This is a genomic window from Colwellia sp., from assembly GCF_013215345.1.
Lineage (GTDB): Bacteria > Pseudomonadota > Gammaproteobacteria > Enterobacterales > Alteromonadaceae > Colwellia.
Genome location: NZ_JABSOV010000016.1, coordinates 1 through 26708, shown reverse-complemented (window position 1 = coordinate 26708; position 26708 = coordinate 1). Strand labels below are relative to the sequence as shown.

At 38.5% G+C, this 26708-nt stretch carries 16 protein-coding genes and 1 pseudogene; 6 read left to right on the top strand and 11 right to left on the bottom strand.

Annotation, left to right across the window (positions count from 1 at the left end; all coding sequences use genetic code 11):
• Positions 1-125 precede the first annotated feature (125 nt).
• Positions 126-2888: a LuxR C-terminal-related transcriptional regulator gene (locus HRT50_RS03375; protein WP_291611329.1), complete on the top strand. Its 2763-nt coding sequence runs from the start codon at positions 126-128 to the stop codon at positions 2886-2888.
• Positions 2889-3010: 122 nt separating this feature from the next.
• Here the strand turns inward: HRT50_RS03375 and HRT50_RS03370 are convergent, their stop codons facing one another.
• The 5 genes and pseudogenes from HRT50_RS03370 to HRT50_RS03350 form a co-directional block, all read right to left on the bottom strand.
• Positions 3011-4186, bottom strand: a complete 1176-nt coding sequence (locus HRT50_RS03370) for a CaiB/BaiF CoA-transferase family protein (protein WP_291611327.1) — start codon at positions 4184-4186, stop codon at positions 3011-3013.
• 63 nt (positions 4187-4249) lie between these two features.
• Positions 4250-5016, bottom strand: a pseudogene (locus HRT50_RS03365) (SDR family NAD(P)-dependent oxidoreductase).
• A gap of 114 nt (positions 5017-5130) precedes the next feature.
• The gene (locus tag HRT50_RS03360; RefSeq protein ID WP_291611325.1) at positions 5131-6030 is read right to left on the bottom strand and encodes a fatty acid desaturase; all 900 of its coding nucleotides are present in this window, start codon (positions 6028-6030) and stop codon (positions 5131-5133) included.
• 56 nt (positions 6031-6086) lie between these two features.
• A complete protein-coding gene (locus HRT50_RS03355) occupies positions 6087-7055 on the bottom strand; it encodes a nitronate monooxygenase family protein (protein ID WP_291611323.1) in 969 nt (322 codons plus the stop codon).
• A 53-nt stretch (positions 7056-7108) separates the two neighbouring features.
• Positions 7109-8542 (bottom strand): coniferyl aldehyde dehydrogenase, encoded by a 1434-nt coding sequence (locus tag HRT50_RS03350; protein WP_291611321.1) that lies wholly within the window; start codon positions 8540-8542, stop codon positions 7109-7111.
• A 656-nt stretch (positions 8543-9198) separates the two neighbouring features.
• Between HRT50_RS03350 and HRT50_RS03345 the strand changes: the two genes are divergently transcribed.
• Positions 9199-9732 (top strand): phospholipase A, encoded by a 534-nt coding sequence (locus HRT50_RS03345; RefSeq protein WP_291611320.1) that lies wholly within the window; start codon positions 9199-9201, stop codon positions 9730-9732.
• Positions 9733-9806: 74 nt separating this feature from the next.
• Entirely contained in the window at positions 9807-10178 is a 372-nt protein-coding gene (locus tag HRT50_RS03340; protein ID WP_367238758.1) for a phospholipase A, read from the top strand.
• A gap of 102 nt (positions 10179-10280) precedes the next feature.
• Here HRT50_RS03340 and HRT50_RS03335 read toward each other — a convergent pair whose 3' ends face one another.
• Together HRT50_RS03335 and HRT50_RS03330 are read right to left on the bottom strand one after the other, a co-directional pair.
• Positions 10281-13325: an efflux RND transporter permease subunit gene (locus HRT50_RS03335; RefSeq protein WP_291611318.1), complete on the bottom strand. Its 3045-nt coding sequence runs from the start codon at positions 13323-13325 to the stop codon at positions 10281-10283.
• Entirely contained in the window at positions 13325-14446 is a 1122-nt protein-coding gene (locus HRT50_RS03330; RefSeq protein WP_291611316.1) for an efflux RND transporter periplasmic adaptor subunit, read from the bottom strand. The genes HRT50_RS03335 and HRT50_RS03330 overlap by 1 nt, the downstream gene beginning before the upstream one ends.
• A gap of 217 nt (positions 14447-14663) precedes the next feature.
• Here HRT50_RS03330 and HRT50_RS03325 point away from each other — a divergent pair, with 217 nt between their 5' ends.
• Positions 14664-15623 (top strand): AraC family transcriptional regulator, encoded by a 960-nt coding sequence (locus tag HRT50_RS03325; protein ID WP_291611314.1) that lies wholly within the window; start codon positions 14664-14666, stop codon positions 15621-15623.
• A 241-nt stretch (positions 15624-15864) separates the two neighbouring features.
• Here HRT50_RS03325 and msbA read toward each other — a convergent pair whose 3' ends face one another.
• Genes msbA through HRT50_RS03305 form a run of 4 tightly spaced genes read right to left on the bottom strand, consistent with a single transcriptional unit; the run spans position 15865 to position 20696 of the window.
• Complete coding sequence (gene msbA, locus HRT50_RS03320) at positions 15865-17685, bottom strand: lipid A export permease/ATP-binding protein MsbA (RefSeq protein WP_291611312.1); 1821 nt, start codon at positions 17683-17685, stop codon at positions 15865-15867.
• Positions 17682-18617, bottom strand: a complete 936-nt coding sequence (locus HRT50_RS03315) for a lysophospholipid acyltransferase family protein (protein WP_291611310.1) — start codon at positions 18615-18617, stop codon at positions 17682-17684. The genes msbA and HRT50_RS03315 overlap by 4 nt, the downstream gene beginning before the upstream one ends.
• Positions 18607-18837 carry a hypothetical protein gene (locus HRT50_RS03310; RefSeq protein WP_291611308.1) on the bottom strand — a complete coding sequence of 77 codons (231 nt, stop codon included), beginning with the start codon at positions 18835-18837 and terminating at the stop codon, positions 18607-18609. Before HRT50_RS03310 ends, HRT50_RS03315 begins: the two co-directional genes overlap by 11 nt.
• Positions 18837-20696 (bottom strand): AMP-binding protein, encoded by a 1860-nt coding sequence (locus HRT50_RS03305; RefSeq protein ID WP_291611306.1) that lies wholly within the window; start codon positions 20694-20696, stop codon positions 18837-18839. The genes HRT50_RS03310 and HRT50_RS03305 overlap by 1 nt, the downstream gene beginning before the upstream one ends.
• Before the next feature lie 553 nt (positions 20697-21249).
• On the opposite strand from HRT50_RS03305, the gene recC reads away from it, so the two are divergent.
• Both recC and HRT50_RS03295 read left to right on the top strand, forming a co-directional pair.
• Positions 21250-24897, top strand: coding sequence for an exodeoxyribonuclease V subunit gamma (gene recC, locus HRT50_RS03300; protein WP_291611304.1), 3648 nt, complete (start codon positions 21250-21252; stop codon positions 24895-24897).
• Positions 24897-26708 (top strand): exodeoxyribonuclease V subunit beta (locus tag HRT50_RS03295; protein WP_291611302.1); only part of this gene is annotated, 1812 nt, incomplete at its 3' end. The genes recC and HRT50_RS03295, both read left to right, overlap by 1 nt.

Genomic DNA, 26708 nt, shown 5'->3' with positions numbered 1-26708 from the left:
CTCAGTTGAACAATAAATAATTATTGTTCAACTTTGGAAAAAGTAATATTTGAGCACAAGGTTGCTGTGCTCAAATATTACTTAGAATATAGTTGTAGTTCAATTTTTATTAAAGGTGGTTGCTCGTGAGTAAAAACAGGAAAGATAGAATTGTACGTCAGCCAGCCATTTTTGGAGGAAAATTCCTCAAACCTAGAGTATTTGATAATTTTGTTCAAAGACAAATTGTCACCACATTATCCACTAAGATTATTCAGGGAATTAAAGCCGCATTAGTTGTGGCTCCAGCGGGTTATGGAAAGTCTATACTTTTAGCGCAAACTTCAGATGCTTTGACCAATAAAGATTATCATTGTTATTGGCTAAGTATTGATAATAAGGATAATGATCCCCTAAGGTTTTTATCTCATTTAATTACCTTGATTTGCACGCCCGATGTACTTGAACGTCATTTTACTACGAGCCATTTTGTCTCTGAACGAAAAGCGACGATTGATTATATTATCGCTGATATAGCTGATATTTTAGAAAGAAAAACATCTAAGCACACCATATTTATTGATGACTATCATGCGATCAATAACCCTGAAGTTCATAGTATTCTTAATCGGTTAATTCTTTATTCATCGGAGCAAACCGTTTTTGTTATTGCAAGTCGTAATGAACCTGACTTGACTCTTAATGCGGTCAAGGTCCGCAGTGAGGTTTTTCAACTATCGAGGAAAGATTTGACTTTTGACTTGGATGAAACTGAAAGGTTTCTTAATGCCTCAAAGCAATTGGGGCTGAATCATAAATTTGTATCTGCATTGGCTCATAGAACAGAAGGTTGGGTTGCAGGATTACAACTAGCTTCGCTAGCTATGATAGGAAATGATGATTATGAAACATTTGTTAATGAATTTACTGGCACTGACAGAGATGTTACCGACTATCTCGGTGAAGTAATACTTGCACAGCAAAGTGATGAAATTAGGAGGTTTTTATTATTATCATCAGTATTAGAACGTATGTGTTCTGATCTTGTTAACTATGCCCTTAATATAGAATTGGGACAGATGATGCTTGAACAGGTAGAAGATAGAAACTTATTTATTATTCCTTTGGATAGAACCCGCACTTGGTATCGTTATCATCACTTGTTTGGTGACTTTCTTCGCAATGTTTTAAATAAAGAATACCCAAATATAGCAGAAAAAATTTGCCGTCGAGCATGTACATGGTGTGTTGAACATGGCCTGATCCACGAGGCTATTAATTATGCAATATCAGGAGGGAATTACGATTTAGCACTTGAACTCATAGGTCAAATTTCTGAGGATCTGATACTAGAATCGGGTGAAAATTGGACACTAATGAATTGGATACAAAAGTTGCCAGGTGGGTTTGTATTGAATAAACCAAGAATCAGTCTAGCTTACATCTGGTCATTAGTATTTTCTCGACAATATTGTGTAGCTCGAGAACAAATTAATATGCTAAAACGATACTGCGAACAGTATAAAGATAAGACCAAACCGGAAAAAGTCATTCAAATAAATAGTGGCATCAAGTTGCTGTTATGCCTTATGGAAACCGCCAGTGATAACTCAATTTATGCTAGAGAATTACTTAAAGAATGGATCCATGAAAATCCCTCAGCAACGAATCAAGAATTACTAATAACCCATGTACTCCAGACTTATAATTCACTATTTACACTTGAATTGAATTTGGCAGAAGCTTCAGCGAAAAAGGCTATCGCATATGGGGAACAATGCTCTATTGGTTACTTGGTTTCTTGGACATATACGGTTTCGGGGTTGGTAGATAAGATTCGGGGCAACTTGAATAATGCGGCAGAGCAATATATTAAGGGGCTAAACTCTAATAACAAAGGTGCAAATGAATTTTCGTATATGGGCTCGTTAAATACCGTATTACTTGCTGAAGTTTATTTTGAGCAAAATGAGCTAGATAAAGCTGAAGAACTATTGCAAAACCGTTTTGAGTATATCGATAGTGAAGCTGTGGTGGAAGTCGCTTTTGCCGGTTATAGAGTAATGGCTAGCTTACATTTTTTAAAGGCTGGCCTTGATGAGGCTTTAGAAATTGTTCATTTAGGACAAGAGTCAGCTGACCGGGTAAAATTACCGCGATTGAAAGCATTGCTTAGTGCATTGGAAATTCATTTTTTATTAAAATCTGGCCGAGGTAAAGATGCTCAAATAGTGGCTAAAAATTGTGGTTTTGATGAATCACGGGCACCAGCATTCGATCAAGATTCACGTCAGGTTTTTCAAGAAATAAGAGAACTGGTTCGTGTAGAACTTAATCTGCATAATCATTTACCTAAAAAAGCGATGAGTATATTAAATACGCAAATTCTACTGTGTAAAGAGATTGGACGATATCGCCGTTTAATGAAACTCTTACTGAGCCGTGCCAAGGCATTTTACGCTCTAAAGCGAACTGATGATGCGGTTGCTGATTTATCACTGGCTTTAGAAATTGCCTCCAAAGGTGGTTTTTATCGACTATTTCTTGATGCGGGTGATGAAATACATCAAGTGTTGCGTCTAATCGTGAAAGATTATTCGAGTAAACAAACAGAATCTGTAATTGTATTTTTAGGTAAAATTAATGAATTATTGTTTAAAGAAAATAATAATAAACAAAGTGAAACTGCACACGATATGTTAGTTAAAACTTTACTTGAACCAATGACCAAGCGAGAGAGGCAAATGTTAGATTTTATTAAAACGGGAGAAACTAATAAGAGTATAGCTGACCAGCTATTTATTTCAGAGCAAACGGTTAAATGGCATATACATCAACTCTATAAGAAACTGGGTGTAAAAAATAGAACAAGCGCTATAGTTAAAGCAAGCTCTTTATCGCTGATATAATCTTTTGTTTTTAATGATTAATTTCAAACCCATGTTTGTTTACACTTTTATACCCTGTAATTTATTTTATCTAGAATAAAAAGGAGGAAATTACCCTCCTAGAAGAATAACGTTGTTGATTTTTAATTAGTGTTATTTACCACGCCATTTTTTTTAAGCATTGCTATGCTTGTAGCATTAAACCCAAGTTGACTGAGTATCTCGTTACTATCGGCGCCAACTTCACCACCGGTTTGCTGATATTTTACTTGATAATTTGAAAATTTAATTGGATTACTTAGCTGCTTTTGTAGGCCATTCTGTTTTTGTGGTACGTCAATAATCATGTTTCTAGCAATTAATTGAGGATGGTTACTGGCCTCTTTAAGATCTAATACTGGTTCAACACATAAATCTAAATCTGCAAATATGCTTTGCCATTGAGTAAAAGACTTTTGCTTAAAAGTCTGTGTAAAACTGTCTTTTATCTGTTTCTGTGCTGAGGCTTTATTAGCGAGTGGTATCAAACTCTCTAAATTAAGTAACTTACACAAACCATTAAAAAACTTCGGCTCTATGCTTCCAATAGATATATACCGTCCATCGCTAGTTGGATAATAATCATAAAAACTCCCACCATTAAGTAAATGTGACTCGGCATTTGTTGCATTATTGCTAGCCAATGTTTCCGGCATGCCCATCGCATTTAAAGCAAAGGCACAATCGGTCATACTGATATCAATGAATTGACCTTGACCCGTTTTTTGACGGTGATGTAGGGCCGCTAATATACCAATAACGCTATGCAGGGAGCCTCCTGCTACATCAGCGATTTGTATCCCTTGTGGAACAGGAGCTTGTTTTTTTCTTTTTGAGTAACTGCTAATACCAGAAATTGAAAGGTAGTTTAGATCATGACCGGCACGATTTTTATATGGACCTGTTTGGCCATAACCAGTAATTGCACAATAAATTATACTTGGATTTATTGCTTTTATTTTTTCATAACCAATGCCTAATCTATTCATAACACCGGGTCTAAATTGTTCAAGTACGACATCATATTTTTTGACAAGCGCTTTGATTATTTCAATAGCCTCGGGTTTCTTTAAGTCGAGAGCAATTGATTTTTTTGAACGATTTAAATATTGATGTGCAGCAGACGATTCACCCACTTTTGGCATCATTTCACGCAATAAATCAGTACGAGTTGAAGACTCAACACGTAACACTTCTGCGCCTAAATCGGCAAGCATCATTGAAGCGTATGGCCCTGGTAGTAAGGTTGATAAATCTAATATTTTAATATCACTAAGCATGGAGAGCACCTTAGAAAAAAGAGGTTAGTTATAGCCCCCAATAGGGGAAGTTTTACAATGATTTTACCTAGGTTCCATCCGAATGGAGCCATCTAGACGAATAACTTCTCCATTGAGATAGCTGTTGGTAATTATATGTGACGCTAATTCAGCATACTCAATAGGGTCACCAAAACGCTTAGGGTTTTGTACCCTTTTGAGGAAAGGGTCATGGACTTCATTACTCAACCCTTTCCTCATCGGCGTATCGCAAATGCCAGGGGCAATGGCCATGATACGGATGCCAAGTGGGGCTAGGTTTCGGGCAATTGGTAAGGTCATCGCTGCTATCCCCCTCGACTTGCGCTATAAACTGCTTGACCTATTTGACCATCGAATGCTGCAACTGATGCCGTATTAATAATAACACCACGATCACCTTTAACGTCTGGTTCGTTTTTAGCCATTTGTTCTGCGGCTAAACGCAGTACATTAAAACTTCCAGCTAGGTTTATATTAATAACTTGAGCGAATATGTTTAAAGCTAAAGCACCAAAACGACCAACGGTTTTGCCACCTGAAATAATACCAGCGCAGTTGATGCAAACATGAATGCTGCCAAAGGTATTAATAGCTTGTTGTATGCCCTTGGCAATAGGGGTTTCATCGGTAACACCTACTTTGGCGAAAATGACATTATCACCTAAACCCGTAACAAGTAATTTTCCTGCATCTTCGTTTAAATCAAAAACTACAATTTTTTCACCCTGTTTAGATAATTCTTGGCAAGTTACGAAACCGAATTCTGAAGCACCACCTGTTACTTTGACGACTTTTTTATTTAATTTCATAATAAGTCCTTAAATTAGCTATTTATAAATCACTCTTGTGATTCAGGAGTGGAGGTATGTTAAGACCCCTCTCTTAATATATGTAGGATATTCAACGGTGTTATTTTACCGTGCTTAAGAAGGTGTTTCTTGAGTAATGACATTAACCGGTGTAAGACTAAAAGGTTTTTGAATTGCAGGGTTATGTTCTACTATCTCATCGTATTTTAGATGCCAGATTTTTATATAATTATAAAATGGGGCATTCGGATAAAGGTGATGAATAAGATGGTAGTTTTGATAAAGCATAATAGGTGTTAAAAGCCATTCGAAACCAAGTCTAGTTGTTGTCGCATGATAAGGATTTTCATCTGCCGAAGTCACTCCAGGGTAATGGGGTAAAAACACAAACACAAAAGCTATCATTGCTAGCGCTATACGTGAAGGTAAAAACCAGTAAAATAGTACTTCCATGCCGTAGCCAAAATAGGTCAATGTTGCAATTATAGCTGCAAAAATGCTAACCGAAATAACCAGTGGTATTGCATGGCGTTTTCTGTGTTCTCCACCATCTCTAAAAAAGATATACATGTAGTTCATATCAAAGTTTGCCCAGCGTAAAGGCATGGTCCACCATTTACCATGATGAATAAAGCGGTCAGGATCCTTTGGACCGTTGGTAAATCTATGATGCTGTAAATGAGCCCAACGTGCAATTTCATAAGGGGCTGCAGGTACAAGTATCCACATGGATACACGGCCTAGAAATGAATTGATAGGGGCTATACTAGAAAGACAGCGATGCATAGATTCGTGTGCTATAGAAAAAAGAAAATAGATTCCGAATCCATTTGCCACAGTCGCAGCCCATACTGGTATTTCACCTGAAATGGACAAATACGTACCGCCAGCTAAAATGGTCATTCCAAGTACGAATAGAAAAAATGCTGGTAATGAAAAGATAGGACTTCTTTTAAGTTTTTGAAAATATTCATCTTTACTAGGTATATGTGAGTTTTGTGCTGTTGTATTCATAGTTTTTCACTCTCTATTTTTATAATAATTTTATTAGGATAAAGTCAGTAATTTACTTACTTTCCTAACAATCGATCTTGTGCTACGTAATATTCATGTTCTAGCCTCGATATGACATCTTCGGTTGAAAGAAGTTCTTTGACAGCACCTATTCCATGACCACAAGCCCATATATCCCTCCAGACTTTTACAGAAGTAGCTTTATTATCGACACCAAAGTTCATTTTTGATGGATCACTTTCTGGTAAATCTTTAGGGTTTAGACCTGCAGCTTCTATGGAAGGACCTAGGTAATTGGCGTGGATGCCAGAGAATAAATTAGTGTAAATAATATCTGAAGACGAATGATCTATTACCGCTTGTTTATATTCATTGGTTGCATTTGCCTCCTTAGTGGCTATAAAGGTTGACCCCATATAAGCCATATCTGCCCCCATCGCTTGAGCAGCTAGTATTGAATTACCTGTAGCAATGGAACCTGATAATAATAAAAGTCCATCGAACCACTCTCGGATTTCTTGTATGAGAGCAAAAGGAGAGGTCGTGCCTGCATGACCTCCTGCGCCAGCGGCAACAGCAATAAGTCCATCTACGCCTTTAGATACCGCTTTTTTTGCAAAGTCGTTGTTGATCACATCGTGAAAAACTAATCCACCATATGAATGTATTGTATCAATGACGAATTGCTTGCACCCTAGTGACGTAATTACAATGGGTACTTTGTATTTAACGCACAGAGCTAGATCGTGTTCTAACCGATCATTGGAGCTATGGACAATTTGATTTACAGCGAAGGGAGCCGCACGTCTTTGAGGATCTGATGCATTGTGTTTTTCCAGTGCACTGCTAATTTTCTCTAACCAAACTTCAAGCTCTTCAGCAGGTCGGGCATTGAGAGCAGGAAAAGACCCTACAATTCCCATTTTGCATTGAGCAATGACTAGGTCTGGATTTGAAAGAATAAACATTGGTGCTGCTACAACAGGTAGAGATATGTTATCTGATAATGAAATAGGCAATGTCATACTAATTACTTCCTAAATGAAAATTAAATTTGAACTAATTCGTGTAAATATGATTAAGCTTCGCTAATGTTTTTCTCTAGCATGTCACGTATAGTATCGTTATAAGGAGGTCGCATAAATCCGGCTATTTCCTCAGAAGGCGTTTGTGTATAAACCCCTTTTAAATGAGAAAATTCAATAAAGCCTTCAATACCGTGATAGCGACCCATACCACTAGCACCGACACCACCGAACGGTAGTTGATCACAGATCACTTGCACAACAACATCGTTGACAGTCATGCCACCCGATAATATATTGTCACGCAATAGCGCTTTGTTTGTCTCATTTTCGCCAAAATAATAAAGCGCTAAGGGGTGATCTTTTGTATGCAAATATTCGATTACTTCATCAAGTTGGTTGTAGCTTTTTAACGGAAGTAGGGGGCCAAAAATTTCTTCTTTCATCACCGCTGTTTCATCCGAAGGATTCACTAGTACTCGTGGTAATAGCTTGCGATTTACTGATTCATCATAATTTTCGTCTGCTGGGTTGAATGTTACAATTTCTACGCCTTTTTCATTTGCATCATCAAGTAGGTTTTGTATTCGACGAAAATGGTTCTGGTTAACGATTGAGGTATAGTCAGGATTATTTTCAATGGTTGGGTATAAAATTTTGACTGCATTTTCTAACTCGATGAGTAAAGCAGGCAACATTGCTTCTGGTACAAATGCGTAATCTGGACATACACAAACTTGTCCTGAATTAAATAGTTTTCCGGTTATGATACGCAAAGCAACAACAGATAAGTCAGCACATTTATCAATTATTACCGGAGATTTACCACCCAGCTCCAAAGTGACAGGTGTAAGATTATCAGCAGCAGCTCGCATTACATGTCGGCCATTATCCGTTGAACCTGTAAAGACTATGTGATCGAAAGGTAGTTTGGTAAATTTATCTGAAACATTATTGCCCGATATGACAGTAACCTCTGTTGGATCGAAAAATTCTGCAATCATTTCGCCAATTAATTCTGCAGTTTTAGGTGTTACAGAAGAAGGTTTAATCATTGCTCTATTACCAGCAGCTAACACGCAAACTAATGGCGCAATGACTAAATGTACTGGGAAATTCCAAGGGCCAATAATACCGACAACCCCTTTAGGCATGAAACGTATCTGGGCAGTAGCTCCTGCGTCTGAACCGGGTGACATTGCTTTACGCTGCTCAGGAGACATCCATTGCTCTACATTAATAATGGCATCTTTGGCGTGCTCTATTGTTGCATAAACTTCAGCCAGAAGAGTTAACTCTTCTGGGCGAGTGCCAAAATCTTCTGCAACAACTTTACAAATTTGACGGTCGTATTTCTTTAGCATTGCCAGTAGGCGATCAAGTCGGCTAATTCTGATTTCTAAATCTGGGTAACCTGCCTTTTTAAAAGATTCTTGCTGCTGACTAAGTAACGTGAACATACTATTTCGATCAACTTTTACACTCATATCAATTACACCCTTTAGTTATATAATTAAAAGAATTGTCTCTGTAGGACAATAAGTTCATTTCATCTAAGAGTGCTTACTCATGAGTCTAATGGAAACCAACGAAAGTTTGTTTTGTAAACCCATTACCCAAAATTATATTGACTTTTTTGTTTCGCTCAGGAGGCGTAAGCGACTTAGGTTACATATTTTAATTCTAACCTGAAGGGCATAATAGTAGGGTGAAGTAAGAGGAAACTTTAACTTTGAATAATTTATATTTTGATTTATCTACAAGCTAAAACAATGAGTTAAAGTGCAGTGTTTAGCTGACTTATGTGGTCTATTCAACTAATTTATTAACCGCTTGATCTATTTGTTACAGCTAAAGGTTTTATTATATAGTCCTTTAAAATTTTATTGTTATATTAAAGTAGGGTACGCATTTTGGTACGCCAAACGTAAAATTTATACTCTAAACTCTTCACACTCAATTATTATTTACGAAATTTAAAAAGATTAATTAAAAATTAAAACGGAATTTTATCGAGTTTTTTATCAATTTAAGCTCATTAGTATGTCTGCCATTGAGTGAACTTTTGTTATATTGAACAGAGGCTATTTCATAAAATATTTTTAATTTAATAAATTGATAATAAATAAAAAATTTGGTGTATATGAACAATAAAATAGTTAATCTAGTACTTGTATCAATCTTATATTGGCCATCTTCTTATGCTACGGATCAGGTTGGAAATATTGTTGTTGATGTCTGTATAGCCAGAGAAAGCACACTAGCTGCTAATGAACAAACTATTGGTGAAATAAGAAAACTTTGTCAGGATAAAGAGCATACTTTAATAGGGGAAAGACGGGCATTAGAGAAAAGTGTCGCATCCAACCCTTTTGCAATAGTGCCATATAAGCCCAATTATATATTGCCTTTCACCTATTCAAAAATAAACAGAGAGCCTTATGAGGAACTGTTAGACGGGAGGGAACTCAGCGATACAGAAATAAAAATTCAAGTTTCAATAAAGTATATAGCGATAGAAAATTTATTCGTTAATGATTTGGAATTTGCATTGACGGTTACCAGGCGGTGGCAAGCCTATAATACTGATATATCTACGCCATTTAGAGAAACCATTTATGAGCCTGAACTCATGTTACTTACCAACAACCTTGGTCTCTTTGGGGCTTACCAGTAGAGAAAAGTTATATTTCTTTGAACCATCAATAAAATGGTCAAGCTGATAGTTTATCGCGCAGTTGGAATAGGGTTATCGGTGGTTTAATTTTCAACACCGGTGATTTTGTTTGGGGAGTAAGAGCATGGTGGCGAATCCCAGAAGAGCAAAAATCATATGAGTTAGATCCGACAGGAGATGATACCCCTAATATCGAAGATTATATCGGCTATGGTGAACTTATTTCTCTATGGAAAATCGCTGATGGTCATAATGTAGATATACAGTTACGTAATAATCGGCGTAGTGATAATAAAAGCTCAGTTATGTTAGGTTGGTCTTTCCCCTTGACCAAAAATTTGAGGGGCTCTGTTCAATATTTCAATGGTTATGGCGAGAGTCTCATTTATTATAATCATCACTCGGAACGATTAGGCATTGGGGTAAAATTAACTGATTGGCTTTAGTCTCTATTAATTTTCTAACATCAATACTATTTATGTTATAAAATTGCGCTATAACAACCTTTGTAATTACAGGCTGTTATAGCTAAATGTTACTTATTTAGACTACTTGCTCGGTGTGGCTCGATAAAATATTGAATATAATACGGGCAATAAAATCATGGTAAGCAGGGTACCAAAAGTTAAACCAGCCATAATGGCAATGGCTAATCCTTGCCAAAATACATCAGGTACTAGTGGGGCCACGCCAAGCACAGTGGTAGCAGCCGCTAAAAACACTGGCCTAATGCGAGAAATGGTTGCATCCACTATGGCTTGATAGACACTTTTGCCCGCGAGCTTTTCAATATTAATTTGATCTACCAAGACAATGGCATTTTTTATCATCATGCCTGACAAGCTCATTACCCCTAATAAGGTAACAAAACCAAAGGCAGCGCCACTGACTTGCAAACCAAATGATACGCCAATCATGACAAACGGAATGATCAACATGATGATGATCATAGGCCGTATTTCATTAAATAATGCCACCAGAATAAATAAGATAATCGCTAAGGCGGGTAGCACACCCGGAATTAACGAATCTTGCGAGTCAATGGTGTTTTTGTGCTCGCCAAACCATACTAGTTCATAACCTGCAGGCAATGCTATTTGCTCAAACTCTTCCACCACTGATGCTCTAAGTTTAGCGATAGTGACTCCCACTGGGGAGGCTTGCACAGTAATAGCTCTGTGCCTGTTATAGCGCCAAATTATAGGATTAACCCATTGAGTAGATATTTTATCTATCACTTGCCCTAAAGGAATGGGACTGCTGCTTCCTGAGGGCGTGATCTGTAAAGATTCCAAGCTACTAATGGTGCGAGATTCATCTTTTTCACGCACGATAATAGGTAACAGTTTATCGCCTTTTCGATAAGCACCAATAGTGTAACCATCAAATAGACGTTTGGTGGTGGTAGCAAGATCTACCGGAAGAATAGCACTTTGTCGACCTTTGACTTGATTATACTCGGGCACAATTTCCAGTACTTGTTGGCGCCAATCGGTAGATACTTCTTTTGCCAAAGGGTTGCGATGTAATATATCCATACCTTGCACGGCTAAAGTTCTAAGCACTGCGGGATCTGCATCTGGCGGGCCAATAAACCGAGCTTCAAAGGTCCAAGTAATTGCTGGGCCAACGGAATATTTTCTTACTCGGGTCATCGCTTCGGTGACATTTTTAGCGAGCCACACTTCCAATTCATTGACCATGGTATCTATATCGTCGAAACTTTGCATATTGACAATAATTTGTCCATAGGCCGGATTGGGGTTTTCAGGGTCAACCGGTAAATAAAATCGTGGTGAGCCTTTGCCTATAAAGGTAGATACTGTGTTGACTCGTTCATCAGACAGTAACTTTTCTTCTATTTTTTTTAGTCCCTCAGAAGTTGCTTGAATTCTCATGCCTTCTTGCGCCCAATAATCTATGGTGATTTTTGTCATTGCAGAGCTAGGAAAGAAGATTTGTTTCACGTTGGAGAAAGTGCCTAAAGATATTACCAGTAAGGTCACAACCCCGATTATAGTTAATACTCGATGTTTTAACGCCCCTTCTAAACTCAGGCGAAAAAGTGATAATAACTTGCTTTCTTTATCATTTTGTTTGGCTTCAACCTTTAACATGAACATGCATTGTAAAGGGGTAATAGTCAGTGATACTAGCCAACTTACCATTAGGGATATGGCAACGACAATAAATAAAGTACGGCAATACTCACCGGCACTCTCAATGGAAGCAAAAATAGGGTAAAACGCCATCACTGCAATAATCGTTGCACCTAATAATGCCATCGACGGGGCTTTAGCTGATTGCACCGCCGCGTCTTTTTTACTCAAACCATTTTGAATTTTTACCACGTAACCCTCGGCGACCACAATGGCATTATCAACCATCATGCCTAATGCTATGATTAATGCGCCTAACGACATGCGGTGTAAATCAATGCCAAAAACTGCCATCAACATAAAGGTAGCTAAAATAGTTAAAATCAAAGCAGTACCGATAACAATGCCAATACGCCAGCCCATAGCCAAGGTAAGAATTACCAAGACAATTAATACCGCTTCGACAAAGTTAATTAAAAATGCGTTGACGGATTCATTAACCACATCGGATTGCCAATGAATTTGGTTTATTTCGATACCCACAGGTAAGATTTTTGTTATTTGTGCTAGTTTGGCGGCAACTCTTTCGCCGACTTCTACCACATTGATGCCATTTAAGGGGGACACTGATAATACAATTGCTTCTTTGCCATTTAATCGCATCAGGGCATCTGTTGGCTCTATATAACCTTCATTAACGGTGGCAATATCACCAATACGGATAAATTCCCCCATGTTATTTGATGACTGACCATAAACAACAATATCAGCTATTTCTTGTGGTGTTTTAATATCACCACTTGGATTGACCCTTAAGCGGTTATTACCCGACTCAATATGACCAGCATCTACCACCATATTTTGACTGGTTAACAGGTTGGCTAAAGTTGCATTGGATATACCTAGATTGGCTACTTTACTTGCTGAAATATCAATGAATACCGCTTCTTGTTGATTTCCCCAAAGATCAACCCTTGCAACCCCCTTGAGTAAACTGATCTTTTTTTGCAGCATTCTTACATAGTCATCGATTTCCGCATAGGTGAATCCATCGCCAGTGATGCCGAGCATTAAGCCATAGACATTACCAAAATCATCAACCACTTGGGTTTCACTTACCCCGTAAGGTAATTCTCGCTGCACATCACCGACTTTACGTCTTAGTTTGTCCCACACTTGTGGTAAGCGATCTGCCCAATACTCCTCTTTAATTTCTACTTTGATCAGTGAAAATCCGGGAGTTGAACGAGAATGTAATGAAGAAAGCTCAGGCATTTCTTGCAAGGCATTTTCAATGCGGTCGGTAACCTCTTGTTCTACTTCCTGTGCAGTTGCCCCGTTATACATAGTGAGTACTAGCGCATTTTTTACCGTGAACTCAGGATCTTCGAGTTGTCCTAAAGAAAAAAAGGCGAAAGTACCGGCTAGACTTAGTAAGACAATAGTAAAATAGGTGACGACTTTATTTTCGATAGCAAGTTCAGTTAGGTTCATTACTTACTCCCGTTAGCCAATAATGTTACCGCTTGCCCTTCTGTGAGTATGTGTATGCCTGCTATAGCAATAATATCGCCATAGTGAAGGCCCTTTGTTATCACTAAACCTTGATCGACTAAAACTCCTTTTCCTATCTTGTGTTTATTAACTGTTTGTAATTTCGCATTATATTTCCAAACATAGGTTGATTTAGCATCCGAAGAGCTAAAAACAGCCGATACAGGAATAATGATGTTACTTGCCTTGATGTTGTCCTTTATAACGTCCCCATAAGCGCGTCCGGTCATGCCGGGTAATACTTTAATACCGTTAGGGGGAGTCATAATCAGTCTTACTTGATAAGTTCTGGTTGATAAAGACGCTTCATTACTGACTTCTTTTATTTCGGCAGGAATGGTTATCTCGGGAAATGACTCAAAAATCACGCGAATATTTCTGACGTAGGGTAAATTGGAAATCAAATTTTCAGGGATATGAATATCCATCTCAATTTTTGATATATTGACTAATCTAAAAACAGCCTTATTGGGGATGACATCTTGAAAATTCTCAATATAACGGCGTACGATAATACCGTCAAACGGCGCCTTAAGGGTTGCATAACTTAATCTGTCTTTGGCTGCATCCATTAGCGCTTGGGATGAGGCATATGCTGCTTTGGCTTGTGCAAAATTGGCTAGGAGCAAATCAACAGTGGATTTGCTTACCACATCGGGATTGTTTTTTTGTACCTTGACTACGCGTTGATATTCGACTGTTGCATTGGCCAATTGGGCTTTGGCACTGGCAATGCTGGCCCTGGCGTTAGCAAGCTCAACTTCAAAGTCTCTGGGATCTAAATGCGCTAGTTCATCACCTAAGCGGACTTTTTGTCCAACCTTGATTGGCATTTTTGCCAATACACCGGCAATCCTAAACGATAAATCAACTTCTTGGGTGGCTTTAGCAACGCCGGGAAAATCCTTGCCAGCAAGAATGTCAGCATCCCCTATAGTTAACGCTTTTATAGGCCTGACAATTTTTTCCGCCTCCGGCTGAGCGGGTTGACAAGCTGATAATAGGGTTAATAAGACAGCAAGGGCTAGTAGTTGTTTTTTCTTATTGTGTATTTTAATCATATGTTGTTCCTCACATTAAGGTCTAATTAGCCGCTTCTCTATAGAGTAGGTTACTAATTGAACTTTTATCAAACGGGAAAATTTAGAATTCCGATGTAACACTCAGTGGCTAAATCATCCATTATTTTTTAGATGGACTAGTTTACGCTTGAAGAACTAGCTATTTATATCCTAAAATAGACATAAGGATACATATAACGACATCTGGTTTACAGGAATGATGAAAGATAAAAAGAATGAAGAATTTTTTGAAACTGAAGATCTCTTTCAGGCGAGCCAAAAAATCAGATCGTATTTTGGTTACCATCGCTTAGTCAATTCTGATCAAACGAACTTTTACTTTATAGAAAATACGCTGCATTTAGCGAACTTGTCACTCTTCGAATATACGCTGATGGGTGAACTATCGGTAGAGCACTATTCCCTTGGGGATGCTTATATTTTTCACTTTCCTCTCAAGGGGAGGGTTCTGGTTAAATCAGGGCTTGAAGTGAAACAAGTTAGTCCGGGACAAATGTTTATCTTGTCACCTAATGATGCCCCCCATTTTAGCATCCCAGAAGGGGTCAAAGTGCTCATTATCCATATAGAAGCTAAATACTTAGTTAACTTTGCCCGAGAGGTATTACTGCATCAACCTGCAATTGATTTAGTTTTCCCTTTAACGGGTCATCCTGAAGAAGTGGTGGTCAGTATTTGCGATTCAATATTAAGTATTTTGGCTAATAACAAACTCATTACCAAACAAAGTGTAAAAGAAATACATTTAAAGCAAGCCCAATCATACTTATTAACCTTGTTACTGACGCTTATAGATAACAGTTTCACCAGTTTATTACACTTAAGCCATAGCAAGTCATTACCTTTGGTTGTCAGGGAGGCAAGACGTTTTATGCTAGAAAACATTGGCGAAGTCATTACTCTTGATAATTTGTGCCAAGCAAGCAATGCCAGTAAAAGAATATTGATTTATCAATTTAAAAAATCTACTGGCGATACCCCGATGGTTTATTTATTAGGGCTGCGTTTGGAAAGGTTGCGCGAAGAAATTAAACAATCTCAAGCCAATCAAAATATTTTGGTAATGGCGATAAAGTTAGGGTTAAACCATCCGGGGAGATTGGCAAAGTACTATAGAGAAAGATTTGGCGAACTACCATCTCAAACGAAGCGTTAAAGTCGTGTTGGAATTGTTCAGCTCTATCACGCAACTGGGTCGAAATCGCCATAGAGTATATATCCGAATGTCAGCTATCCCTTGCAATAAAAAGTAGGAATTAAAATTCACCCATCAATCTCTTCTTTTAGCGATCAGTTTACCTAAAGAAAGGTAACTTTCGTTTAATACATAAAATTGTCAGTTTCCATCTTTATTTAGAAGGTTCCAACTTTATTCCGCTTTTACAGTAATACCTAACTCAATCATTTTTCTGGTGCAATGCTTGGTAATAGCCTGCTTTAGCGAGTAGCTCTATATGAGTGCCTTGTTCCACTAATTCCCCTTTGTTGAGCACAACAATTTCATCGGCACTTTTGATGCTTGATAACTTATGAGCAATAATCAGTAAGGTTTTGCCTTTACTAAGACGAGTAAAAGCTTGTTGTATATGTTGTTCACTATGGTTGTCTAAGGCAGAAGTCGCTTCATCTAAGATGATAATGCTAGCATCACGTAAAAACGCACGAGCTATGGCAATACGCTGTCGTTGCCCGCCCGATAAATTGCGACCATTTTCTCCTATGGGTGTATTCATCCCTAAGGCAAGCTCTTCAGCAAATTCTGTCACATTTGCATCTCTTGCGGCTTGCTCAACTTCTTCGTTTGATACCTGGCGATTACAGCCAAAACGGATATTGTTTGCTAGGGTGTCGTCTATTAAAACAATATCTTGTGATACAAAAGCAAACTGTGCTCTAAGTGAAGCTAAGCTATATTTTTCAATGGCAATACCATTGATGAAAATGCTTTGCTGGGGAGATTGATATAAACGTAATAATAAGCGGGCTAGGGTGCTTTTACCGCTGCCAGATTCACCAACAAAGGCAACACGGGTACCGCCTTTTATATTTACTGAAAACTGTTTTAATGCCGGTTGATTTTTACCTTTATAGGTGAAAGATACATTCTTGAAAGTGATGTTTGAACATGGTGCTAATAATGGCGTGCTGCCAGTATCATGTTCTTCTTTTTCATCTAGAAAATTGAATAAGCTGCTTGCTGCAGTTAAACCTTTTTGCAAGTGTTGATTAATATTACTTAATTGCTTTAATGGTTTGAGCAATGAAGCCATGGCAATTAAAACGAGGGTGAACGTGCCAGGGGATAATTGATTAAGTACTTGCTCATTACTGGCAAGTAGTAGTACCGCAGCAATAGCAAACGAGGCAATAAGTTGAATTACCGGGTTACTTACTGCAGTTGTCGCTTGTAACTTCATGTTTTGTTGGCGGTTATGATTATTTATTTTCTCAAATTGACTGCTTATTTGACCGCTAGTATTTAATAGTATTATTTCTTGTTGGTTTACAATTGCTTGCTCTGTTGCTTTACTGACGTCTCCCATACTATTTTGTAATCTGCGGCTAATAATTTTAAAACGCTTGGATACCTTCTTAATAATCAACGCTATTATCGGGGCTATAACAAGGAACGTTAACGATAATTGCCAACTGTTGTAAAACATCATAGTTAATAATACTAAGATAATGACAGACTCTCGGATGACAATAACTACAGCACTGGAAAACGCTTGAGCTAGTTGCTCACTATCATAGATTAATTTGGCAATAAGACTGCCACGGCTATTGTTATCAAAAAATGCTCTGGGTAAATATAATAATTTATTAAAAGCTTGTTGCCTTATTCGATAAGTCACCTTGCTGCTGACATAGGCAATTGCATAGTTAGAGCTAAAACTTGCCAAACCACGTAACAAAAAAATGCCTATGACTAATAAAGCGCCTAGTTGTAAGGTATTACTATTGGCTTTTCCTAAGCCTTGATCAATTAGAGGTTTGATGAAATAAATCATGCCAGCATCAACCAAGCTAAATAAACACAAGGCCAGCAAGGCAATGAAAATAAGCTTTTTATGTACTAGATAATAAGACAGTAATCGGCGATATAATATAGCGCTTTTTTTTTCTGCCTTATTTGAAGCCTTACTTGAAATAGTATTTACAGTGTTGCTTGCAGACTTATTTGATGATTTCTCTAAACTATTTATATTGCTTATCATGATGAGTAGTTTTTCCATCGGTTATATGACCAATACCATTGACTTGGGTATTGTCTAATTATCTGCTCGAAGCGTTGGTAAATTTGTGCCATCACTTGCTCAACAGTTTGCTCACTTTCTTGCGTTGTTTCTTGCTCAGTATTTTGTTCGGCCAATTTATCACTTGTTAACGTTTCAAAAAAAACTTGTACTTGGCCATCGTCTTGATAGACCGCATAGGCAAGTAATAATGGTTTTTTAGTCAATTTTGCGAGTAAAACTACGCCTGAGGGCGCTTTAGTTTTTTGTCCAAAAAAGGTTACTTCAGTTTGGTTGGCATAAAGATCGCAATGCAAAGAAATATACGCATTATTTCCTGCCCTTGTTACTAACTCGCTAAAAGCATTTTCAGACTTTTTGTTGATGGCGGTAATATTAACCTCAGAATAAAAGTCCATTGTATCCGCTAAAAAATCAGGGATGTTAGTTAAGGTAACGGATTGCTTAGCAAATTTAGCCACCGCAAGCGGAACTGCTTCGTAGCAGCCTATATGCATGGTAGCAATGCAAGCACCTGTGCCTGATTGTAAAATTTGTAAGGTTTCTTCATCACAAAAAATATCTGGTTCAATTTGTGATAACCAAAATGATTCGGCCACGCCATAGGCACAATTACCATAAGCGTCAAAGGCCAAGTCAGTTGCTTCTTTGATACTGAATTCTGGCATAGCGTTAATAATATTGTTTATCGCTCGTTTTCTCGTTTTATTGGCAAAACGTAATATTGTTTTACCAATGTTTTGGACCAATTTTTTTCTTCGGTTTCTAGTTAACTTCAATAAAGTACTCACTAATAATCTTATGCCAAGACTAATTGTTTTCTGCTTTATTAAGCTTCGTTTTGAGTTTGTTATATCTGTGGTTGTAGACTTGCTGGCGTTGTTAACTTTCATGGTGCAACTCAACCCAACAGATAAACTCATCTATTTGTCTTAAGTTAGTGCTAAGTGCCTGCTCAAAGGGCAGTTTCAGCTTGAATTTCTGTTCGAGTTCCAGCATAAGCATCATGAAATCGAATGATTTTATTGTGCCGAGTAAGTTGTCAGTTAGATCTATTAACGGGCTATGGGTCTTTTCTTCAATGAACTGAATGATACTTTGTTGTATTGACATTATATTGTCTCCTTATTCTTGCTGCTGTTATTGGTGTAACTTTTGTTGTAATTATTGTCGTCATTATGGTTACCACTCAGTAATGCTTTGATATCCACTTTGCCACTGATATTACGCGGTAAAATCTGCTGGAGATTAAACTCATCAGGCACCATATAAGCAGGTAAATGTTGTAAACAATGTTTTCTTAGTTCGCTAATAGTGTCTTGGTGATTGCCTAAGCCTAAGCCTAAGTTAGAACTTGGACTTGAACTCGACGCTGAACAAGAGGGTGAGTGTCGCTTGTATTCAATGAAAGCTATGATCTTGGTATTACCGCTCTGTTCAGTTTGTGCAGCAACAACACACCAAGATATATCGTTGGAAAAGCTAACAATGGCCGTCTCAATCTCAGCGGCTTCGACACGGTGACCTGATACTTTAAATTGGTGATCATTGCGGCCATGAAAAACAATGTTTTTTTGCTCGTCATAATAGACTATATCGCCGGTACGGTAGAAACGTGTTGGTGTCTGCGTTAACGGGCTTGATAGGGAGATAAAAGCTTGAGCTGTTTTCTCTTTGTCTTGATAGTAACCTGCAACAAGCTGATCCCCTGCTAGATACAACTCGGCTAAGGAGTTGCTGGTAGTGATCTTTTTGTTGTCCGTTACCAATATCGCCGTTAATCCAGGCAGCGCTTGACCAATGGGTACCGATGCAGAGGTGATTTTTTTCTTATTCGTCAATTCAAAGTAAGTGGCTGTAATTGTGCACTCAGTTGGTCCATAGAGATTAATTACTCGGCTTTTATGGGCACACTTTTGCCACTTTAGCGCCTGGTTGGTGAGCAACTTTTCACCACCAAAGCAGCTTAGTCTTAGGCTAGGTAATTGCTGTGGTTTTAGTAAACGCATTTTATCCATAAAAGATAAAGCTGAAGCAACGGCAGAAAAAACAGTTAATTGGTGTTTTTGAATAAATGCCATAGGACAGATAAGCTGCTCCGCTGGAATAATATACAGTGCAGCACCTTTGTGCCAACAACTGAACATATCATGCACGGATAAATCAAAGGTTAATTCAAAAAACTGACTGACTTTATCTTTTGCTGTTAACTTTAATAACTTATCGAGGCGATGAAGATGATTGATAATATTTTGATGACTAACGGCAATGCCTTTTGGTGTTCCGGTACTGCCAGAGGTAAATAAGATATAAGCATAGGGGTTCTGAGTTAGTGGCTTATTTTTCTCATTTGTTGATTTAGTTGATTTAGTTGATTCAGCTGCTGCAGAGGTAATCGGGCTTAAATCAGTGTTATTGATGGCAGCAGGCATTGGTGTATCTATTACTGAAGAGGGTGTCATTGAGTTGGCTGTGATTAAGTTAGCATCGTCAATATTAAAACACTGATGATGTTTGTTATTAGTTAACCAACTAGGTGTATCTGTTCCTAAATAAAGCACAACTAATGGCTGTTCAATCTGTTGCAATATCTCGGTTGGGTCTTCGTTATCAGCAACCAAAAGTACTTGGCTATTAATTTCAGATAATACCTTGTTATTACGCTTAGCCGGTTGTTTGATATTTAGCGGAACATAGGCGTTATCACTCGCAAGAATGGCTAGTATGCCGGCGTACATCTGCCATTGTCGGCCACCATAAATAGCCACTGGGCAATGTCCATTATTAAAATAACTAATGCTTTTTGCCCATTGTTGACTCAGTTCAAATAAAGCTTGGTAAGTAAAAGTTTTTACTTGTACTTTATTGGCTCTTACACTGTTATTTATTGTTGCACTTGCTTCAACATAAAGTGCGATATTATTGGGGAACTGCTTTGCGGATGTTGCAAAGCTTGCTTGATATAAATTCATTAGTTGTCGTTTGGCAGCAGATTTGATGAAAGCTAATGTAACCAATAAGCGCATTTTCTTCGGTGACTGTTTTGTTAACAAAATGTCGAAACAGTGTGTGATTTTGTCAAAAAGTGTAATCTAGCGCGAAATAAAAGCATTTTTTTCCTTAGATAAAGAGTTAATACCAAGTCCATTAAGTTTGTTCCCACTCAGAGCTTGCCAGCGTTTTGAGAACAAATAGAATTTTTTGCATATAGTCACTCTATATGAAATGAATTCTGTGCGGTTATCGAATCACTGTTAAGCTCCCAAAGGGCGAGTTTAACAGACTTATACGCAGCGTTATTGACTTTGAGAAGGGAATAACCATTCTCTACAATCAATGCCTTGCCTCTAAGACTTTTAACTCTCGCTGAGTGAGAAGAAACTTATTGGAATTGGTATGATTTAACTCGTATTCTTTAACGCCTTATGGTTAAATTTAAGGTAATTTTATTGCTTGTTTTCTTATATCATCCTCAGTGTTTTTTCGCCACTGGCAAGCAGAGTCATTTACAATTAAGGCATTATCTTGATCCATCTTTATCCTGCCAACAAAATGGAAAATTTGTTGCTCTTGCTCAACAAAATATCGCAACTTTCCCCCCTAGGTGTATTTAATCAAGAAGTCATTGTTGTGCAAAATGCCGGTATGCAGCATTGGCTTAACTTAGCTATTGCCAAAGAACGGGGTATTAGCATGAATATGCGTTACGCGTTACCGGCGCAGTTTTTATGGAAGTTAATACGCTCGCTAGCTAGCGAAGATAAGGTGCCTGATCAGTCACCTTACTCAAGAGAGGTGCTTTGTTGGCGTATCCATGCACTTTTAGCCTTAGATTCTGTGGTTGAGGATGAAGATTTCAGCCAAGCTACCCACTATTGGCGTGGTGAAGACTCAGCAGAGACTAGTGGTAATATCGCAAATAAAGAAAGTAAACATGCCCAGTTAAAACGCTATCAACTAGCGACACAATTAGCCGATCTATATGAGCAGTATTTAATTTTCAGACCTCAGTGGTTAGACAATTGGCAAAAAGGTATTTTTGAGCTTAAAGGTTTAGAAAAAGTAGCTAGCAGTGAACACAAATGGCAAGGCAAATTATGGCGCTTGTTAATTGACCAGCTAGCTTATAATCCGGTTGAATTACTCAATGATGCTATGGCTAATATAGCCAACAAAAAAGACCTTATTCCGCCACGCATTAGTTTCTTTGGTCTGAATACTATGGCACCAATGTGGTTAGATTTTCTTAATGCCTTGAGTGAACATGTTGAAGTCCACTTTTTTCACCTTAATCCGTGTTTCTCTTATTGGGGAGACATCATTACCGATAAACAAGCAATGACTGCAAAGCATGCGCTGAATAAGTTATCACAATGGTCGGATGGTGTTTCAGCAGATGAGAGTGATGTACAAAACTTTGTCGGTAATCCACTATTGGCTAATTTAGGCCAGCAGGGTCGTGAATTTATCTCAATGCTGCAAAATTACAGTACTATAGATATTGATTTATTTGAGCAAGCTAAAAGTGCTCAACCAAGTAATGAACTTGCTGAAAAGACCAGTGTTTTACATCAGCTGCAAAATGATATTCTCTCACTCTCTGATGCCAGAAGTTACTCCAGAAATGACGAACAAAATGATGTTAGTAATGATGAAAATGAAGCCAAGAGAACTACTGGCCAAGACGACTCCATTGTTATCACCAGTTGTCATAGCGCCTTACGGGAAGTCCAAGCCCTACACGACTACTTATTGCATCAATTTAACGACGATAAAAGCTTAACACCCAAAGATATTTTGGTGATGTGCCCACAAATTGAAGAATACGCACCCTATGTTAATGCTGTGTTCACCCGTGGTTGGCAAGATATAGCCGGTGAAGTACCGCCACTGCCTTGTTCAATTGCGGACCGTAGCGCTAAAGATAGCGATCCATTAGTTGCCGCTTTTACTGAGTTACTAAGCTTACCCGACAGCCGATTTGGTGTTTCACAATTGTTAGCGTTTTTACGCTTACCAGCCATGGCGAGCAACTTTGCTATTAACGGTGAAGACTTAGTTAAGATCACTGCTTGGCTAGAGCAAGCAACGGTGCATTGGGGTTTAGACTTAACTCACAAGCAATCATTGCTGGGACCACAAGCCAACGCTGCTTTTACTTGGCAACAAGGTTTGTCACGTTTATTACGTGGCTTTGCTTATGCCGACAGCGAACAAATTTATCAAGAACAATTGTTGTTGAGTAATGTTGAAGGCAGTGATGGCGTGTTACTGGGTCAGTTGATGCTCTTTATCGAGCAATTACATTATTTTAGTGAAAACCTGCAGCGCTCTCGCACCGCTATACAATGGCAAAGCTTTTTGCTTGAGCAATTGAATAGCTTATTTAGTCGAGTTGATGTCGACAACGTTAGCAATGAAAATAGCCTGATGGTGATTGAACAAGCCATTTCTGGTCTGGTTGAACATTGTCACCATGCGCATTTTGAAGATGACATTTCCTTGTTAATTGTCGTTGATTATTTAAGCCAACACTTTAGTCAAGGTGATGCCAGTAAGCAGTTTATGGTCGGTCAGGTGACTTTTTGCTCTATGTTACCTATGCGCAGTATTCCTTTTAAAGTTATCGCGGTATTAGGTTTAAATGATGGTCACTTTCCTCGGCAACGCCAAGCGTTAGGCTTTGATCTTATGTCGCTTTCTAAGGCTCAATTGGGCGATAGGTCACGCCGCGGTGATGACAGGTACTTATTCCTTGAAGCGATTATTTCCGCTAGAAATTCGTTATATCTGAGCTATCAAGGGCGAAATATTAAAAATAATAGTGAGAAACAACCGTCACTGGTAGTAAAAGAGTTGATGGAGTATTTAGCCCAAGGCTACGATTGGAATTTCTCAGAAGGCAATACCGAAAATGCCGACAAGTTAGACAACAGTAGTGATGGCGGTGTTCAGCCCCAGGGTATCTACCAATTAGCCATGCAAGCATTTAGTGTCGACAACTATCAAGGTAAATGGCCAAGTTTTGATGCCAATTGGTTAGCACTTGGACAAAGCAAAGCTGATAAAGACAGTTCGGCTGTTAATTATAGCTCAGGCAATGACTCTGCACAGCTAGCCATGCAAACATCAGAAAGACCGACAGAGCTGAGTTTATCTGGCCAGCAATTAATCCGTTTTTATCAGCACCCGACAAAAATGTTTGCTCAACAGCAGTTTAATTTATATTTCGATAATGATCATAGTTTACTCGAAGATGTTGAGCCTTTTAGTGTTAATCACTTGCAAAGCTACTTATTACGCCAAGACTTACTCAAAGCCGAATTAGAAGGCGAGGAATCTGCTGAGGCATTAACCCGGGCGCAGTTATCGGGTAAATTCCCCGATCTACCGACAACAGCAACGCTATTTAATGATTATCAGCAAGATGTGCAGCAGTTTAGCGCTGAAATAAACAAACTAAGCTGTGATAACCCGGAGATCATTAACTGTACTTTAGACCTTACTGTTGATGGCATAGGTAGCGATAGAGTAACTGTCGCTTTAACCTGCCAATTAGCCGTTAAGCATAATTTGTTGGTGCACTATCGTAGTTCCAGTGCTAAAGCTAAAGATAAATTCACCATGTACTTCAATCAACTCGTGGTACAGGTTTGGCAAGATCAACTTATTGCTAATGAACTAACGAGTCCAAATGATAAAGGTGTTGCAGACAGCGATGGGAAAAAATTACAACAAGTCACTGAAACTATTGGCTTATATTTTAATACCAAAGTGCAGAAAGTAGAGCAGTTTGCTGTCGCTAATATTAATGATGCAAAAACAAAGCTGGTTAACCTTATAACGATGTTCTTTAAAGGCCAACACCAACCCTTGTTGTTAAACGGCGAATTGGCAGAGAAGGTATTTACTAAAAAACGAGGTCAACTAACGGAAATGACCCAAGCTCGTTTTGAAGGCATTTGGTTAGGGGATATGAGTACACGCGGTTTAAGTGATGATGATTATCTGAGTTACTTTTGGCCAGAGTGCCCGCAGTACGCTATGCATCAAGCTGACATTGAATTTATTTATCAGGATTTATATCAAGTGGTCGTTAAACAAGCAGCCAAAAAACCAAGTAAACCAGCAGCTAAAAAAACAGCTACTAAAGCTGCTCAGGAGAAAAAATAATGACACAAGTTAATACTCCTGACGCTAACCAAATATCTAATAAACAGGTAGTTAACAGCCTAGATAACAAGGTAGCCAGCGAAACACTAACGCTGAAAAACCTTGATGCCGCCTCCATTAGCTTAAGTGGAAAACATCTGATCGAAGCCAGTGCCGGAACCGGCAAAACTTATAATATCACCCGTATCTATTTACGTTTATTGCTTGAACGCGAATTAACGGTAGAGCAAATATTGTTAATGACCTTCACCAAGGATGCCACACAAGAGTTACGTGGTCGTATTGATGTTTTTATTCGCTTAGCGTTAAGTGACTGGGATCGCTTGTGTGAAGATGACGCTTATTTTGCCGTACTCGATACACGTATTGAAAAAACGAAGCGAGAGTTTTTATTAAAACGCGCATTACTGTTTTTAGATGAAGCAGCAATTTTTACTATTCATGGCTTTTGCCAACGGGTTTTAAATCAATATGCCTTTACCAGTGGTTTACCTTTTAATGCCAACATGGCTGCAAACTCTACTGAGATAATCTTACAAGTTTGCCAAGATTGGTATCGTAGTTTAGCCAAGTCAGATGATGACAGCTTTATGTTACTGGCGAGTTTTTGGGCAACACCCCAAAGCTTTCTATCCAGTTTTAGCAAGGCTATAGGACACACCAGTACATTATCTGTTGTTGATGTTGAAAGTATTGGCGCTGAATTTATCGCGCTGGTACGTCTAGCACAGCAGAACTTAACGGCGAACAGTGATTTATTTGAAAATGCCTTAATATTGGTGAAAAAGGGCGCCGAGCAAGATAAAAGGCGCAGCGAACTAGCTCAGCTACTATCATGGCTTGAAAGCATTATCAGTGAAGAAATATCTCTGATGGATGTCGGTCAGGGTAAAGTAAAAATGCCCGATGGTTTTTTTGATGGTAAACGCTATGCCAGATCCACTTATAAAACGGAGCTACTTGAGGCGTTTTCAGCGGTAAAAGAAGTTAAAGAGCAAGTTAAGAAATTAGCCAACAATATTAATAAAGCTAAAGCCTACGCCATTGTTAAATCAGCTATTTACAGTATCAGGCAGCAAGTGATTGAACAAAAACAAGCGCTTAACTTACTCGATTTCGACGACCTTATTAATACCTTAGCCTATTGTCTTAGCCCAGCTTGTTTGAGTGATAATAGTTCCAACGGTGAAAGTTCAAGCGATGAGAATTCGAACCAATTAGCTAAGCAGTTACTGGCGCAATATCCAGTGGCATTAATTGATGAGTTTCAAGATACCGACCCTAAACAGTTTGGTATTTTACAAGCTATCTATTATGGCAATAGCGCGGTAAAAGCGAATGCCGGCTTGTTTCTCATTGGCGATCCTAAGCAAGCTATTTACGGTTTTCGTGGTGGTGATATTTTTGCCTACTTAAATGCCCGCAGTGGCTGTGATTATCATTGGTTGATGGATACCAATTGGCGCTCCACGCCCGAAATGATTGCTGGCTATAATCGACTCTTTGATAAAAACGCTAATGAAGCCACTGCTGAAGGCGCCGTCAGTAAAGTCAGTGAGAGTGTCTTTGGTTTTGGTATTCCTTATTTACCGGTACTGGCCGGAAAAAAACCGTCTAATGTAAACCTAGAAAATCCTGAGAGCGGACAAGTGCTGCAAGACAGTGATAAAGCACTGCAGTTTATTCACTTCACTGACGATAACGGCGAAAGTGACCAGAAAAATGACAAGGTTAGCCAAGGGTCTCGTCCTATGTTGGCTAACTGGTGTGCCAATGAAATAGTGACCTTGTTAACCTCGAATGAGCATCCG